This window comes from Gordonia sp. 34D (genome assembly GCF_056682775.1).
In genome coordinates, this window is the sequence record NZ_CM155293.1 from 2373215 (window position 1) to 2388995 (window position 15781).

14 protein-coding genes and 1 pseudogene are annotated in these 15781 nt (G+C 59.8%); 1 reads left to right on the forward strand and 14 read right to left on the reverse strand.

Annotated features, from left to right (window positions below; genetic code table 11):
• Window positions 1–92: 92 nt before the first annotated feature.
• The 12 genes and pseudogenes from AC1L34_RS11015 to AC1L34_RS11070 all read right to left on the reverse strand — a co-directional run bounded on the left by AC1L34_RS11015 (window position 93) and on the right by AC1L34_RS11070 (window position 12676).
• Window positions 93–560, reverse strand: coding sequence for a hypothetical protein (locus AC1L34_RS11015; RefSeq protein WP_424324217.1), 468 nt, complete (start codon window positions 558–560; stop codon window positions 93–95).
• Window positions 537–1562, reverse strand: a pseudogene (locus AC1L34_RS11020) (IS630 family transposase); the annotation flags it as partial. The pseudogene AC1L34_RS11020 and the gene AC1L34_RS11015, both read right to left, overlap by 24 nt.
• Before the next feature lie 572 nt (window positions 1563–2134).
• Window positions 2135–2656 carry a hypothetical protein gene (locus tag AC1L34_RS11025; protein ID WP_424322575.1) on the reverse strand — a complete coding sequence of 174 codons (522 nt, stop codon included), beginning with the start codon at window positions 2654–2656 and terminating at the stop codon, window positions 2135–2137.
• A 283-nt stretch (window positions 2657–2939) separates the two neighbouring features.
• Window positions 2940–3575, reverse strand: coding sequence for a hypothetical protein (locus AC1L34_RS11030; RefSeq protein WP_424322576.1), 636 nt, complete (start codon window positions 3573–3575; stop codon window positions 2940–2942).
• A gap of 56 nt (window positions 3576–3631) precedes the next feature.
• Entirely contained in the window at window positions 3632–4483 is an 852-nt protein-coding gene (locus AC1L34_RS11035) for a TPR repeat domain-containing protein (RefSeq protein ID WP_480034775.1), read from the reverse strand.
• A complete protein-coding gene (gene eccCa / locus AC1L34_RS11040; RefSeq protein ID WP_480034776.1) occupies window positions 4483–8403 on the reverse strand; it encodes a type VII secretion protein EccCa in 3921 nt (1306 codons plus the stop codon). Before eccCa ends, AC1L34_RS11035 begins: the two co-directional genes overlap by 1 nt.
• 254 nt (window positions 8404–8657) lie before the next feature.
• Complete coding sequence (locus AC1L34_RS11045; RefSeq protein WP_424293537.1) at window positions 8658–8951, reverse strand: WXG100 family type VII secretion target; 294 nt, start codon at window positions 8949–8951, stop codon at window positions 8658–8660.
• 56 nt (window positions 8952–9007) lie between these two features.
• The gene (locus AC1L34_RS11050; RefSeq protein WP_424293536.1) at window positions 9008–9334 is read right to left on the reverse strand and encodes a hypothetical protein; all 327 of its coding nucleotides are present in this window, start codon (window positions 9332–9334) and stop codon (window positions 9008–9010) included.
• 114 nt (window positions 9335–9448) lie between these two features.
• Window positions 9449–10777, reverse strand: coding sequence for a type VII secretion integral membrane protein EccD (eccD, locus tag AC1L34_RS11055; protein ID WP_424293535.1), 1329 nt, complete (start codon window positions 10775–10777; stop codon window positions 9449–9451).
• Between the two features lie 60 nt (window positions 10778–10837).
• Window positions 10838–12037 (reverse strand): hypothetical protein, encoded by a 1200-nt coding sequence (locus AC1L34_RS11060; RefSeq protein ID WP_480034777.1) that lies wholly within the window; start codon window positions 12035–12037, stop codon window positions 10838–10840.
• On the reverse strand, window positions 12037–12384 hold the full coding sequence (locus AC1L34_RS11065) for a hypothetical protein (protein ID WP_480034778.1): 348 nt from the start codon (window positions 12382–12384) through the stop codon (window positions 12037–12039). The genes AC1L34_RS11060 and AC1L34_RS11065 overlap by 1 nt, the downstream gene beginning before the upstream one ends.
• 76 nt (window positions 12385–12460) lie before the next feature.
• Window positions 12461–12676, reverse strand: coding sequence for a hypothetical protein (locus AC1L34_RS11070; RefSeq protein ID WP_480034779.1), 216 nt, complete (start codon window positions 12674–12676; stop codon window positions 12461–12463).
• 21 nt (window positions 12677–12697) lie between these two features.
• On the opposite strand from AC1L34_RS11070, the gene AC1L34_RS11075 reads away from it, so the two are divergent.
• Window positions 12698–13513, forward strand: a complete 816-nt coding sequence (locus AC1L34_RS11075; protein WP_480034780.1) for a hypothetical protein — start codon at window positions 12698–12700, stop codon at window positions 13511–13513.
• On the opposite strand, the gene AC1L34_RS11080 is transcribed toward AC1L34_RS11075, so the two are convergent.
• Together AC1L34_RS11080 and AC1L34_RS11085 are read right to left on the reverse strand one after the other, a co-directional pair.
• Complete coding sequence (locus tag AC1L34_RS11080; protein WP_480034781.1) at window positions 13510–13971, reverse strand: LppA family lipoprotein; 462 nt, start codon at window positions 13969–13971, stop codon at window positions 13510–13512. The two genes, AC1L34_RS11075 and AC1L34_RS11080, sit on opposite strands and share 4 nt — an antisense overlap.
• 98 nt (window positions 13972–14069) lie before the next feature.
• Complete coding sequence (locus AC1L34_RS11085; RefSeq protein ID WP_424322579.1) at window positions 14070–15542, reverse strand: alpha/beta hydrolase; 1473 nt, start codon at window positions 15540–15542, stop codon at window positions 14070–14072.
• Window positions 15543–15781 lie beyond the last annotated feature (239 nt).

Genomic DNA, 15781 nt, shown 5'->3' on the forward strand with positions numbered 1-15781 from the left:
TCTACCAGAACGTCAGTACGGTAAAATTCCACACTCTCGTCAAGATAAAGATCCGTGCTCTCCGAGTTTCTATGCATGCACCACTCCGACCACTACTCCTCCCCCGGCCGTGCTGACTCATCGGCCGGCCACGAAGCAAACTGCACTCGAACAGGATTCGTCCCTCGTCGGATAACCCGACCGCGACCCGCAGGCTCTTCCTGGAAATAGACCTTTGTGTAGATCTGACCTTCAGCACGATCACCCGACAACAACACTGCCGCAGCACCGTTATCCCGCAAACCGGAGATAAACGATTCGAAGATGGCTCGTGCAGCACCGCTCGACTTACGGGCGACGATGATGTGCAAACCAATGTCGCGTGCGTGTGGCAAAAGTGGGACCAACGGCGAAAATGGATTCAGCGCCGTTCCGGACGGCACCAAAACGTCGTAGTCGTCGATAACTACAACCATCTCCAGGCCCTTCCACCAGCTCCGCTCACGCAGCTGTGCCGGGGTCACGTCCGGTCCCGGCAAGCGGGCGCGCAGGTATTTATCTTCGGCGGTCTTTGTCCACACGAAGGGATGCTTGCGCTCATTCCAGCCATTGATGAATGCTCAGATCTTCGCATTGAGGTCCTTGACTGAAGTGAAGACGCCGCGCCGGATTGCTTGGCGGTCAATGATGCCGAACCACACTTCGACGAGGTTGAGCCACGATCCGGAGGTTGGGGTGAAGTGGACGTGGATATTCGGGTGCTCGTCGAGCCAGGTGCGGACTTCGACCTTCTTGTGGGTGGCGTAGTTGTCCATCACCAGGTGCAACTCCCGCCCTGGGTAGGTGCGGTCGATCTGCCGCAGGAACGACAAGAACTCCTGATGGCGGTGGCGTGGTTTAACTTCCACGGTCACCTGCCCGGTCGCGATCTCCAAGGCTGCGAACAAGGTGGTGGTGCCGTGACGTTTGTCGTCGTGGGTACGGCGTTCGATCTGCCCAGGCTGCATCGGGAGCAGCGGTGCGGTGCGGTCCAAGGCCTGGATCTGCGACTTCTCGTCCACGCACAACACGATCGCATTCTCCGGCGGCTCCAGGTACAAGCCGACGACATCGGCGACCTTGGCGACCAGTTCCGGGTCGGTGGAGAACTTGAACGTCCCCGACCGCCACGGCTGCACGCCGTACTCACGCCAGGCGCGCGCGACCGTGGCGTTCCCGATTCCGAGGTGCCCAGCCAGCAGTCGCGACGACCAGTGGGTGACCCCGTACTTCTTCGGCGGTGGCATCAAGGTCGCCGACACAACTTCCGCATGATCAAGATGCCGAGGCCGACCGGGCCTTTCGGCGTCCAGCAAGCCATCAATTCCGTCATGAAGATAACGGGACCGCCACTTGAGCACCGTCGGCACCGACGTCCCGACGACCTCACTGATCCGCGCGTTAGCCAACCCCTCGGCAGCCAGAATCACAATCCGCGCCCGACGCACCAGCCCTGCCGGCGTCGAAGTCGACCTCAACAACCGATCAAGCTCATCGGCATCACCATCACGCAGCTTCAGTGCCGGGGCAGGAGAATTCGCCATAACCAATTATCCCAGCCCGACAACCATAAACTAATTAACGACACGCGGCACTAGAATGCGCAGCGCTTCCGTGCCAATCCACGACTCCGTCTTAGTCCTGCCTTCCAGATCTCGGATCCAATCGAAGGCTTTCCCTCTTACAGAGTCCACAAAACCCGGAGTCGTATCACTCCGATCAGTGGTCATCGCAATGATCATGCTGGATTCTATTGCAGCCCGCACATACGTCCCCATCGGCGACTTCAAATCAAGAGCATCCGTGGGAACCCACTCGAACGCCATACCATCGGCCGCCGGCGACAACCAACGCGACGCCGATGGCGTCGTCGACGGAGCAACCGGAACCGATTGATCTGGAGAACTCGCACATCCAGCCAACAAAGCAACTGCGCCAGCAAAGGAAATTAAAGCTACAAGGCTTCTATTCATTGACTCACCATCACTAGGCCCATCCGGATTCCGCAGTACGACACCTTGCGACATCATATTCAGAAATACCATCCATCATAGATGGCCACAATCCGACGCACTCCTAAGGTATCTGACGAACGGATCCACCCAGAACACAACTGCTATTGATTGCCAGCAGGCCATCCGGGATACGTAGTGCGGGTTGGGGCAGTCGTCAACGGCAAAGTCGCAGGAAGTCGACTGAACTTCCCATCCCAGCCCTCCTTGCATGAAGGAGCCGTCAGATCACGGGAATCGAGATCGAGAGTTGTCCACGATCCGAAAACATTTTGCTGCGCACGATCTGCGGGGCCATGCTGGTTTGCCGGCGGCAGATCTTTACCGAACATGTTGACTGTAATCTGATACGAATATGGGTTCGGTGACGACGTTACCCGAACCCACTTCGTCGGCTTCGACAGGGAATCTGGCTTATACATGCCGCTCACATTGTCGCAATAATCAATTGCGAGGGTGTCGCCCGTACGCCGAACATCCAGAATGCGCAGCGCTTCCGTGCCAATCCACGACTCCGTCTTGGTCCCACCTTCCCGATCTCGCATCCAGTCGAGGGCGTTCCCTTTTACCGATTCCACAAAGCCCGGAGTCGCATCGTTCCGATCAGTGGTCATCGCAATGATCATCCGGGATTCTATTGCAGCCCGCACATACGTCCCCATCGGCGACTTCAAATCAAGAGCATCCGTGGGAACCCACTCGAACGCCACACCATCAGCCGCTGGCGACAACCAACGCGACGCCGATGTCGATGCCGAAACCGGAACTGATTGGTTCGGAGCACTCGCACATCCAGACACCAAAACGACTGCGCCAGGAAGCGCAGACAGCAGCCTTAGATATCTATTCAAAACCATGTGCATGCTCCTTGCCAAAGCTTGTACCTCACCGGTCCGTCTGGACGTGACATCATGACTTTTTCTTTTTCTTACCAAGATCGCCTGCAACTTTACCTTGGTCAACTCTCACAGAAAATGGCGTTTGATTTCGCTCGTACGCCGCAACAAGTTTCCGCGCTAAGTCTTCTTTTTCATCCTCACGAGTTTCAGATTCCCAAGCCTTATACAAGTCAGTATCTTTAATACTAGGTTTCTGCTGAACCATTCCATCAATTAATTTGGGCAGACGATATACATCGTTGTCGCCCGTTTCAATCAAGGCCAGGATCTGATTTTCGTCGTCCGAATTGAGGTCGAGCGATTGATTTTCATCAAAAACAGACGCCTTCGCTAGTGGCGTGATCCTCAGGGGTCCAATTGCGATGACAGGCCCGACCACAGGAATGGCACCCACCGCACCGTTTACTGCGCCGCTAGCGGCATCAAACTTTGCCATCTGCCGATTGAGTTCGATAGATGCAGTGTAGTCCTTAACCCACTCCCCATCATTCTTTGCGGTTTCGAACCCTTTAACCATAGCAGTTTGCAGCACGCCGATCGTATCGGGATCCCTGCCTATTTCACCACGGGCAATCTCTTTACCATATCGCTTCGTTAGTCTGTCTTGCTCATCCTTGATTGCCCATGTCGCCGTAGCCGCAGCCATCGGATCGCGATACAGAGTAGTGATGAACGCCGAAAGCGTTCCCTGATTCTCAAGATTTAGCGTTTCGTCATCTCCCGCCAGGCGGCATAGTGAGGCTTCATCGAGGCGGCCAACGTCTGAAGGAGCACTGAATCTTCAAACACGGATGAATGCACCTTATCCCCTGTTTGATTCTTAGGAGAGAGGGTTGCTAAGTATTTCGCGACATTCTTGGCCGCCAGCTTGGTCGTCGTGTCTTCTGGTTTATCGTCGAGATAACCCATTATCCTATAGACGCCTTGCGGATCGCTCCCTGGGATTCGCGACTCCCCGAGCGTCGGATCCCCAGCAACCAAACCGGACAGGTTATTCAGCTCGTTCCGCAGATTTTCTAGGCGCTTCCTTCCCTCAGCGTCCCCCGGTTTAGCTGCGGAAATCTGTCCCTGAAGTTCCTTGATCCGCTCATTTACGGTCGAACCGGCGTTTGAAGCATCTGTGCCGTCGAGTAGTTTTTCGATTACCTTTTTGCCAGTCGGATCATCACGAATTAAAGCGAGCGAGGACTCGCGATCCTTAGCTCCGGCATTGATGAGCAACTTCTGTGCATCATCGTAGTCAGTCGGACTCCTAACGGTAAGAATGTTGTTCTTGCCGTGATTAAACTTGTTATAGACCGACTTTATCTCCAGACCGCGCTCAAAAAGAAGCCTGTTAGCATAGGATCCATTTTTGTAGCGATCATCCGCCGAATCCAACATCCTCGCAAGACGCGCGTACTCATCCATATCTGGCACGTCAATCGTCTGATGTCCCGTCGACGAGACTCCATATGTCGCCGGGATGGGTTTTGCAATGTGCCGGAAGGCTGGAGGCATCTCCGAAAGTTCGGTCGGCTTACCGTTCGATTTCACATGAGGATTCGTCATCATCACTCCACCGGCCGAGATGACTCGTCGGCTGGCCACGCAGCAAACTGCACCCGAACAGGATTTGTCCCTCGTCGGATAACCCGACCGCGGCCGGCAGGCTCGTCCTGGAAGTAGACCTTTGTGTAGATTTGACCTTCAGCACGATCACCCGACAACAGCACCGCAGCCGCACCGTTATCCCGCAAACCCGAGATGAACGAGTCGAAGATCGCGCGCGCAGCACCACTCGACTTGCGCGCCACGATTATGTGCAAGCCAATATCCCTGGCATGCGGCAAGAGGGGAACCAACGGCGCAAACGGATTCAGTGCCGTTCCCGAGGGGACGATGACGTCGTAGTCATCGATCACGACCACCATCTCCGGCCCCTTCCACCAACTACGCTCCCGGAGCTGCGCGGGAGTCACGTCAGGACCGGGAAGTCGGGCACGCAAATGCTTGTCGAGCGCCACGAATACTTCCGAGGCATGCTCCTGGGTCGTAACATATCGACGCTGCGGTGGCGCCGGGACAAAGTCCAGCAACGACCGCCGCGGATCGACCACCACAAGATCGTTGCTCAGCACATCACGTCGCCGCACAATCTCACCAAGGGCAGCCTTGAGCAGGTTCGTCTTTCCCGCTTCCGTGTCGCCAAAGATAATTAGGTGCGGATCCTCGCCGAAGATGTCGATGCCCAGTGGCGACAGTGTCGCCTCATCAAGCCCCAACAACACTGGGGCGGTCCCGGAGTCCATCGCCACAAGGTCCTTGTGACTGATGTAATCTGGCAACATCCGGATCGGCGGAGCCTTGGGCCCAGCCCAGTGCGATCGGATCGACCCTGCGAGCTCGGAGAACTGAGCCCCCGTCGCATCGTAGATCTGCGCAAGCTTCTTGTCCGGCGTCACCACCCGGCCTTGCATCTTCTGCGAAATACGTTGCTGCAGCTGCCGATCCAGATTCGAATCCACTGGATTGTTCAGCCGATGCTCAATCGTTGTCGCCAAGTTCGATTGCAACGCCATGCGCATATCGGCCAATCGGTTCGCAGTCACAATCACATGCAGGCCATAGCCAAGTCCACGAACGGCGATATCCGTGACAGCAGGAACCAGCGCGTCGAAGTCAGCAGCGAACGATGCCCACCCGTCAATCAACAGGAAGTGGTCAGCGGCCGCGATCTCCGGAATCGCTCCGTCCCGCACCATCTGCCGCAACTGATTCATCGAACCAATCCGGTACCGGCCAAAGATCTCCTCGCGGCGCGACAGTTCCTGAACCGTCTCAGCCACCGCGCGGGCAATCTTGTTCGGGTCAAAACGCGTTGCGACGCCACCAACATGCGGGAGTTCTTCCAGATCTCCCAGGGTGGTGCTCGCCGCGTCGACCACATGCCAACTGACTTCCTTCGGCGTGTGAGTCAGCGCAGAGCCGAGCACGATCGCCCGCGCCGTGGTGGTCTTGCCAGTCTGCGGCGCACCGATGATCATGGCGTTCGCCGAGGCTGCCTCAAGGTACATCAAACCCTGCCACTGTCGTGCGGGGTCGTCCACAATGCCAATTGGGAAACGCAAAGCCCCATACAGTGATTCGTCGGCAAGCTGGATGCCCCGATGCTCGACGTCGTGCATCGATCCGAGATCCTCCTCGTCGACCTTGAGACGGCTACTCAACGGCGGTAGCCACAACTGGACAACCTTGGTGCCCGCGTCCGACATCCGCTCAGCCGCTACTTCGAGAGCGATCTTGTCGAAGGGCGTCTCCGCCCTCGATGCTGCTGCCTGGGCCTTCGCGAACTCGGCGTAGTTGCTCTTCTGTCGGTCGAGCCAATCTTCCGTGTAGTTCTGAATCCAGTACGGCATCGGGATCGGCGGCAAGTCGACGCTCACCCGTTCGGTACTTGGTTCATAGCGACCCGAAACGTATGCCGCTTTAAAGCGCGAATAGACGTCCGGATCCACCTTCAGGTAGCCCGAACCCGGCAACGCAGGCAGTTCATGCGCATCTGCTGTACCAATAACGACCTTGGATTCCAGCGCGGAAAAGGTTCGTAGACCCAACCGATACGACAGGTGCGACTCAAGTCCGCGCAGGCGGCCCTCTTCCAATCGCTGCGACGCCAACAGCAAATGCACACCGATCGATCGTCCAATACGGCCGATCTGCACAAAGAGATCGAGGAACTCGCGCTTCTGCTCGAGGATCTCACCGAATTCGTCAATGATCACCGCTAGGTTGGGCAGCGGTTCGAGGTCGGCACCGGCGTCGCGTCGATCGTTGTAGTCGTAAATGTTCTTGGCACCGGCATCTTGCAACACCCGCTGGCGCCGCTGCATCTCACCGGAGACAGCATCATGCAAGCGGTCGACGAGGCCTTCCTGGTCGCCGAGGTTGTCGACCATCGCCGCCGTATGCGGAAGGATGTCGAGGCCGGCGAACGCAGCACCACCCTTGTAGTCGACGAGCACAAACGCGAGGCGCTCCGGCGGATGGAACAGCGCCAAAGCCAGAACCATGGTCCGAAGGACCTCCGACTTGCCCGAACCCGTCGCACCGATGCACAGACCGTGCGGCCCATGCCCGCCGAGCGCGGATTCTTTCAGGTCCAGATGGACTCGGGCTCCGGCCGTGTCGATGCCGAACGGAACCCGCAGGAAGTCATCAATCGATCGTTTGGCCCAAAGTTGATGAGGGTCAAACGTGCCGATATCCTCGATGCCCAACAGGTCTTCGATCGTGACCGTCGACTCCAGCGGCGCCTCAGCCATCGTTTCCGGCGCGAGCCGAATTGGTGACAGCTGCCGCGCAATGGTCCGCGCGAAATTCTCCGAGACACCATCGAGGACACCCCTCGAGGCCCCATTGATGAATAGCTTTTGCCGTGCCGCCGCGTTCTGCAGCACGCCGTGCGGACTGGCGTCATCAGCATGCGGATCGACGACATCAACCAGGAGGTCATCGGTGACGGTGACCCTGGTGGTGATCTCACTGGGTTCGTTCAACCGATTCGTCGTCAGCGTCAGTACGCACACGCCAATCTGCGCCGGTGAGATCCCCGGCGGCATCAACGCCAGCGGCTGCTGTCCACCGCAATCGTCGAGGTCAACGACGATCACAATATGCGGCGTCGCCGATGGCGCGCGGCCGCGCTTCATCACCTCTGCCGATCGTGCAGCGATTTGTGCGTTGAGCATGGCCGATAGACGCGCTTGGTCGGATGTAAAGCGCCTCCGGTACACCGGGCCGTCGAATCCTGTTGAATCCTGAATATGCGGGGCATGCAGGAGCCACTGATGAGCGTCCCGGTCTGTTCCAGCGCAGATATGAATGACCGCATCTTCGGGGGCATGCCAGGTGATGTACTGCGTGAGAGCCGCTCGGACAAGCGCCCGTCCTGCCGCTTTCCCAGCGACCACAGATACGGTCCCACGCAACGGAATCGTCACCGGTAAGCCCGGAATCCGTTCAACACGAGTCTTTAGCCGCCCGACGTACGCACCAGCGACCTCGTCGATTTGCGCCGCCGGATCGCTGGGCTTGTCAAAGCGAGCCACGCGAGCCAATGGTCCCGCTCCGCTGCCGATCCGGACCACCGCAAAATCGGGATCAGCTGGCCGACGTTCGTACAGGCGAGCCGGGTTGTCGATGATGATGGGAAGGTCGGATGGCTGCGGATGAAAGTGCCGCTGCGTACGTTCCTGCAGTTGCGCTTCTTCATCGATTTCCAACCCGACGCGTTCTAAGAAGGTGAGGAACGACTTGCGGGCCTCCTCCATGCGTTTGCGCGGACCCGTCTTCGAACGAATGAACATGCTAATGCCCATCATCAGTCCGACGACGACGAATCCGGCCCCGGCGATCATTCGAATGACGTTGCCCGACGACATCATCATCAGCATCATCCCGCCGCCCGACACCAGCGGCATGATCAGACGCATCGCAGCGCCTTCTTGGGCGCCGGAAGAAGACTCAAGTACAGGCGGAGCCGGGATTACTAGCGCCTCTTTGGGCAGTGGGTCCACCCGGATGCGCGCTGGACGATGAAATACCTTCGCAGCCAATCTTGTCTCCTGTTACTGCATGAGCGCGGACAGCCCTCGAGGCGAAACGAGTGAAGTCCGCGCCAGAATGACCTAAGCCCAGGACACCCAATACCTGGGCAAGTCCTGGGCCTAGATCAGAGTGCGGCGTCTTAAACGTCGATTGCGCTACGCATCTGAGTACGCATGGCACTGTTGGCCTCGCCAGCCGAACCGAGCGCATTGTGGACCTCGGCGAGGATGTTACGCACGACCGTCGCGCCGGCCTGGAAGCGGCTAAACAGTGCTTCGTACTGCTCCGCCTCGTCACCTTCCCACATGCTCTTCAAGGTGTTGCGCGAGCCCTGGAAGGTCTCAAGCTCAGAATCGAACCGCGCGACCTGACCTTTGAGGTCCTGCAGCATCGACTCGATCTGGCCCTCGTTGAACTGATATTCACCCGACATGGTTTTCCCCTAAGTGTTTGTTGCGTGCCCACGCAGGACACAGTGAAGCTGAAGGTTTAGAAGTGAACTTCGTCGACACCGGACGTTGCTTGGTGGCGCGCCACGGCATCAGTCTGCTCGACCTGTCCTGCCGTGGTTGCGGTCGCGACGCCTTCGACCTTCGAAACGAAGGTCGTCAACGACGTCTTCATCTGCTCCTGGGCTTCCGATGCGCGGCCCGCGAACTGCGTCCAAACATTGGCACCTGCACCCTGCCACGCGTTGGCGACCTGCTCGATCGTCTGAACAAACTGGCCGCTGATCTGCGTGAGGTTGCCGCCTGATTCGACAAGCTCCTGCGCGTGCTTCTGGAACGCGGCCTCGTTAAACCGAGTATTTGACATGCTTCTGCTATCCCCTCGTGGCTTCCCGAGCCACACAAGCGCATGGCATTTGTCGGTTATCGGGACGATACATGAGACCAATGTACGATGTCGTATCAGGGTCATTTCGATGAGCTACGACGGCCAAAACAGTTGGTAGACACCCTGAGCCAGGAATACGAGCGGAATGATCGCCAGCACAACGGGGTACTCAATCGCGTTCAGGCCACGCGTTAGTCGGGCCGCGGCGACGGCGTCCAAAGTCGCCACATTGGCTAACGCAATCCCGACCAGCACCGCGGTGACGAACACAGCCGACATTGCCGCGCCGGCCACACCACCGATGCCAAACCATCCTGGGAGCGCGACCATCCCCGCGACACCGGCCACCATTGCGGCACCCAGCAGCGGCACCACATGCCGGGCATGCGAATACGACCGGCTGTGCAGAACAAGCACGACAGCCACGACTAGCGTCAACATCCCCTGGACCCATACGCCAGCGACTGCAAGGTACGCGCACACACACGTGATGAGGATCGCGGCGGTCGATACAACGACGTCGGTCCGACTCTGAAGCGCTGCGAGGGCATCGCTCATCTCGCTGCGCGGTACCTGGTTTCCCTCTTCCGACTTCCGCACGAGCGCGACGATGCCGCTAGACATCATGGCGAGTTTGGGCCCGAAACCGAGAATCAGCAACAGCGGGATGAGCCCCCACGCTGCGATCGCGACGCCGCTCGCCCCCAGGGCTATCGCACCGGCGACGACGGCGAGGACGACGGCAACAGTCAACCCAATGACGCCAGCGACTTTCGGCAGGGACAGTGACAGCAGGCCGACGATCCCGACGCCGAGCGCCGCACCAATCAGCGCCCACAACACTGTGTTATCCGGCGCAGCGTTGCGCGCAAGCAGTGCTCCGGCACTCGCAAGCGCTGGGACGACTGCCCAGCTGATCTCCGCGCCTGATCGGTCACGAAGGGCCCAACCTGCCGCAACCGCACCGATACCGATGGCCGCTACCACGGCAGCGGTGCCGATCCCGGAGGCGATTACCGCCAGCGCGACGGCCGAGATCGCCAGCCCGACGCCGCTGATCAGGCTCACGGCTCGGTCCCTGACCGGTCCACGCCAGAGCGCGAAGTCGTTCTCGCTCGCGATGCCAATCCGATGGAGCACGTCGTCGATGAACGGCTGCTCCGCCGCCTCTGCTGTCCTGGCCAGATGAAGGACTTCCCCGTCCCGGATGCCGAGAGCAGCGGGATCCAATTCGAGATCAATCGGGCCACGCGCCAGCGTTGACAGCGACCACCCACCCAATTCGTCGAGGTCCTGGGGCAGCGCTTCAACCATGTTCATCAGCACGGGAAGCTGGTCGATGACCGGCGCGTCCATCGGCAAGCTGGCGTCGACCTGTAGTTTCTCGCTAGCGACGGTGACCCGGACGAAGCTCTTACTCAAACGACTTGTTCCCTAGCTTGTGATGCCTGAGGTAGACATTCCGGAGGCCTAACTGGCTCATCATTTCAGAACCGATCCGACGAGTTGTTCCGCCAGGAGCTCTCCAAGTTCCCCGATCGAAAGGTTGTCCAGGATCGAATCATCATCTTCCTGGTCGTCTTGCATCTCGGGCTGGTCTTCATCGTCTTCGTCCGCGGGTTCTGGCTCTCCCACCTTCGAGGACTTCTGCTTGTCCTTGCCAGCCTTGGCCCCAGCGGCGGCCCCGCCAGCGGCACCGGCCGCTCCCGCGCCCACGCCACCTTGGTTTTGATCACTCGACGTGTCTGTCGTTGCATCGGGTTGCGACTGCTGGCTCGACGGTTGGTCGTCAGCCCCTGCGGACTCGTCATCTCCTGCCGAGTCATTCTGGTTGCTGCCCGAGTCCGGCCCGCCGGTCGATTGCGTCGCCGAACTCACCGCATTCTGAACCTCGCTGACCGCACTTTGGACTTGTCCTGCGGTCGACTGCGCTTGGCTAAATGCACTCTGTGCTTGGTGTTGGCCGGGATTTGATTGGGTCAGCAGTCCTTGGACGTTGGCCTCGCGCGCGTTACCACGTTGCACCGTGCTCGACGCCGTGGCTGCGTCGGCTCCCAATTCTCCTTGGATCGCATCGGCTTCGGTGTTCGCGGCATTCCATTTTCCGAACCATCCAGCGTGGTCGGCGAGGGCGGCACCGACTTCGGTGGCTGCCCGAGTGAACTCGGCTGTGGCTTGCGCGACGTGCGCCGACGCAGCGGCCACTGCGGCGGTACCTGTGCCAAGCGAAGCCGCCGCCGCGGCTGTGGCTGCGGAAAGTTCCGCCTCCGCCGCCGCCAACCCTACTTCTGCTGCGGCAAAAACTGATTCGGCGGTGTTCACGCGAGTGAACGCTCTAACTACATTGGTGTGGGCCAATTGCGCTGCGGCTTCGACTGGAAGCATCCGCTGCTGAGCCGCAGCGAGCGCTCGACCCCAGTCTCCGAGGCCTTCGCCTGCGGTTTGGATTCCCGTCGCAGCTTCGGTGAGCGCTTCGGCCTTCAACTGGACTCTCTCGCGCCACAGCTGTGCCTCCGGTCCTTCGAACCGGACGCTGTTGACACTGGTCATCATGTCAGCGGCCAATTGGTGCAGGTGCTGGGCCGCACGGGTCCATTCTGCGTGCGACGCCCCGATTGATGCGGGTTGCCCGTCGATCGAATAGCGGAAGGGCACGAAGGGCTCGGGTGGTGGGACTGGCATTAGAGCCGAACTCCCGTCACCTGGTCTGCCGCTCCGAGCTCCGACTCGGCGCGTCCGTGCGCCGCGCGCACGTTGCTGACCACACCGGACTCCGTCGTCGACACAATCTTTGCCAGTTCGAGGGCACTGGCACTGTGGCTGTTGATGCTCTGAATGACGTTCACCAAAGCGGGCAGGAGTGCCATATCCAACTGTCCGATCGCTTCGATAATTGCGAGGCCTTGTCGGCTTCCGTGATCGCCACTTTGGGACAGGCACCCGATCACGTCGACGGCGAACTGCATCGCCTCGTCTAACGAATGCGACAGCGTTTCCAGGTCGAGTTCGTTTACTCGAACGTCGGCCATGCCCCACCTTCCCCTGATCAGCGATGCCAGTATCCGGACGAAACTCTACTATGGCCGGTTTAGGCGAGAATCCTGACTACCGTCGACCAGATGACAGAAGATCCACGATCATATTGGCGACGATTACGCCGGTAAGGATGACGAACGCAATCGCTACCGCGATCAGCAGTAGCTTCACGAACGGTGCTGCCGAACGTGCTTCGCCGCTGCCGTGTCGTGCTGCCCGCTCGGCTGCCGCCGCTCGGAGCACGTGAGTCTGGATCACGATGCGGCGTTGCTGGTCTCCCGCCATGTCTCCCCTAAGATCGTCTGCATGAGTTCGTCATCCCATGCGGGCCCGCTTTCGGTACTCTCCCCCACCGTTCGCGCCGCTGTCCAATTGGAACGTGAAACGGACCGGTCCACGTGGCGACCCCGTCACGTCGCGGTGGTTCCACTCGACGAGAATGCCCCAACTTCGGTCGTCGCCGCGCTGATTGCGCTCGCTGGCACCCGTTTGCTCACCGAACCGGTGGTCGCCGTTGACCCCTCTCCGCTGCGGACGCTCACTCAACTACTCGGTGGCAGCACCGGCGGGCATCTCGCGCGCCTCGCCGCCGATGCCGATTCTCTTCGCGAGCGTCGTGCCGTTGATGGTTATGTCGACACTGCAACCGCGACCGGCACGCCATTGGTGTCCTTGCAGGCTTATGCCGGACACATTGCGCCCGCTGAGTTCTCGCCCGCACTCAATGCACTTAAGCGGCGCCACCGCGGGCTCGTGATGGATGTCGCGCCGCCCATCGCTGACACGCTCATGGCTCCGGCGCTGTCTGCAGCGTCGTTGGTTGTTGCGGTCACCTCCTCACCTACCCCTCCCCCGTGGCTCTTTTCGGTCGCCAATCCGTTAACGCCCTACCTGAGGGCGGGGACTCTCACCGTCGCTCACCCGTTTAGCGACGTCGGCGAGGGCGTTGCTGTGAACTATGGAATCCACACTCCCACCATGGGTCTTGGCATCAGGGTTAATCCGGACGGGACGTGGAATCTCCCGATCAATGCTGTTGGCATCGACTTCGACTCCGGGGATCTATCCGTTACCCGAGCAGCGATTGTTGCTGGCCGCGCCGCCTACGCGCCGCGGGACTAAACCTCGGCTTTGCGACGGCATGGTCCCGAACCGTCGATCGACGTTGCCACCTGGGATCCAAAAGCGAACGCGAAACCATCGGGACTGGCGAACCTCACATCGTGTTTGCCCGGTGAATTCTGCGGCACCAAATCCGAGACCGCACCGTAATCACGTGCCAGTAGCTCAGTGACCTCGGTCAGTGCTGCAGGCCAAGCGCTGTCCGGAATCGGACTGTCGGACAGGTACGCACCCGTAGACGGGAAAGCCCCATTGAATTCTTTGTCCTTCGACAAGTCCCCACAGCCAGCCAAGCCGCCTTGCCGACCCGCCGTGGTCGACCAGCGAAACGGAGCCATCGCGGGCGCATGGCTGGCAACGATCCGGCCGATCTCTTCCACCGTTCCCTTGAGTCGGACCAGCAGCGCTTCGGCCGTCTCGGGATGATCGAGCTGACGCCAGGAGTCGTTGCTTGTCATGTCCGATCCTTCGGTTGAACTCGGTGTGAACATCGAGCAGGCTGCCATGACCCAAGCCAGGAAGCCGACTGTGACGATCGTTGCAACTCGGCGCAAAACTAGTCTCCCTCGATAACGTTGCTGGACAGGGCCCCGAGGACGGCCGCCATGTTGTATGCGGCCATCCGGAGTTCGGGTGTCTGACCATCTGAACCATAGCCAGGTCGCAGGTAGTCAGAGTGCCCGGTACCGCCGATACGTGGAACGTTGGTTTTGTCGGTCCCCGCATGGGTGGACATTCGGGTGAAGTCACCAAACATGGATGGGTCGGCGCCGAAGCGGCCAAAGTCGGCGACTGGGTCTCCGCCGTTCTCCAGCAGATACATTTGTCCGCGCGTCAGATTGAAGTCACTCGGTTGGTAGGGGTGCAGGTTAACCGGGTCACCGCCGAGTCCCGGCGACCCGTAGAAGACTGCCTCGTCCACCGAACCACCGGTCTTCCGCAGTGCCTCGGCAGTGACCAGCGACCCGTACGAATGCCCATAGGCGACGATGTGTGGATCCTCTTTGACGGAAGCCGCATCGAGCCCGTTGAAGAATCTCGCCAGAATTGGTGCCGTCGCATTGGCCTTGCTGGCGCTTCCCACATCGACGCCGCCCCTCACGGCATCGAGATTCCCCGGCCCAGTCGCGTTCGGTGCGTCATACCCAAGCCACGCGATTGTCGCCACTGTTTCATACCCGCGGTCGGCCAAATCGAGTTGCCGACCGGTCTCCGTCCGCAGCATCTCAGCTTCGCCAGCCATCCCGTCATACCGGCGGCCGCCGTCAAGTGCATTGTTGATGGTCGTGCCCAAGCCTGGGGTAGTCACCGAGACGTGGTCTGCGGTGTCGGGGTTACCGACGGCGACGGCCGCGTGGCCGCGTTCGCCCGACTTCATATCCAATAGCAACAGCAAGCGGGGTGCGTCCGGAGTGCCCTTGGCGAAGACGCTCTCGATGGTGTCGAGGTCGTTCAACTTCTCCTCGACGTACCACTTCTTCGCATCGTCGTTGGTGAATGTTCCGCCGAATAAGTTGTCGTCGAGATTCTGTTGAAGCTGGTCGCGTTCGTTTTCCAGCCTGGCTCGTTCGATGGGAATCTGTGCCCGGTTGGCACGATCACGGTCCGTGGCTGCGACGCCGTCGACGTTGCCGACCCACTCGGGCCGCTCCTTCACGATCTTGTCCCGCTCTTCGCTGGGCAGTTGCTTCCACCAATTCGCGACCGCGTCAGGTTCTCCCGACAGCTCGGCCGGCGGTTCCGACGCGGTGACGTCGACTGTCGGCTTCTCCGGCTTCGGGTTTCCAACGAGTGTCGGCTTCTGCTCCGGGATCGCGCACATCGGGATATCCCCAAAACCTGGCGTCCCGTTCGGTGCACGCTCGGGAGGTGCGGTTGGCTGGTTCCGCGGGTCGCCAGGCTTCGCGGGGTTTGCACTTGGTGGCTCGCGATCCGTCGTCGGCGAAATGGACGTCGGAGCAGGTGCCGTGGTGGTCGGCGACGCCTGCGTTGTTGGCGGCAGAGTCTTCTGCTGCTCCGGACCAGCCAATGGTTACTCCCCGGAGTAATAGTGAACTGAATGACGAGGCGACGTCCGGCGGACGAATCCGATGTGGAATCTACTGCACGGGAACGGCTCTCAGGAGCCAGACCGCCAGACGCGTTGGCACTCGGCTCAGATCGGACGCGCCGGATCGACCAAGTCCTGTCATCTAACTATGGCCAGCCTATTGGAATGCATCTGCCAGCGGCCATCCAGGAATCACGCGTTTACTGTTCTCGATTCCG

What these genes read in the sequence shown, in the direction of transcription:
- AC1L34_RS11025 (WP_424322575.1), bottom strand. Translation starts at nt 2,656, where the DNA reads ATGATCATTGCGATGACCACTGATCGGAACGATGCGACTCCGGGCTTT.
- AC1L34_RS11030 (WP_424322576.1), bottom strand. Translation starts at nt 3,575, where the DNA reads ATGGCTGCGGCTACGGCGACATGGGCAATCAAGGATGAGCAAGACAGA.
- AC1L34_RS11035 (WP_480034775.1), bottom strand. Translation starts at nt 4,483, where the DNA reads ATGATGACGAATCCTCATGTGAAATCGAACGGTAAGCCGACCGAACTT.
- eccCa (WP_480034776.1), bottom strand. Translation starts at nt 8,403, where the DNA reads ATGCGTCTGATCATGCCGCTGGTGTCGGGCGGCGGGATGATGCTGATG.
- AC1L34_RS11045 (WP_424293537.1), bottom strand. Translation starts at nt 8,951, where the DNA reads ATGTCGGGTGAATATCAGTTCAACGAGGGCCAGATCGAGTCGATGCTG.
- AC1L34_RS11050 (WP_424293536.1), bottom strand. Translation starts at nt 9,334, where the DNA reads ATGTCAAATACTCGGTTTAACGAGGCCGCGTTCCAGAAGCACGCGCAG.
- AC1L34_RS11060 (WP_480034777.1), bottom strand. Translation starts at nt 12,037, where the DNA reads ATGCCAGTCCCACCACCCGAGCCCTTCGTGCCCTTCCGCTATTCGATC.
- AC1L34_RS11065 (WP_480034778.1), bottom strand. Translation starts at nt 12,384, where the DNA reads ATGGCCGACGTTCGAGTAAACGAACTCGACCTGGAAACGCTGTCGCAT.
- AC1L34_RS11070 (WP_480034779.1), bottom strand. Translation starts at nt 12,676, where the DNA reads ATGGCGGGAGACCAGCAACGCCGCATCGTGATCCAGACTCACGTGCTC.
- AC1L34_RS11075 (WP_480034780.1), top strand. Translation starts at nt 12,698, where the DNA reads ATGAGTTCGTCATCCCATGCGGGCCCGCTTTCGGTACTCTCCCCCACC.
- AC1L34_RS11080 (WP_480034781.1), bottom strand. Translation starts at nt 13,971, where the DNA reads ATGACAAGCAACGACTCCTGGCGTCAGCTCGATCATCCCGAGACGGCC.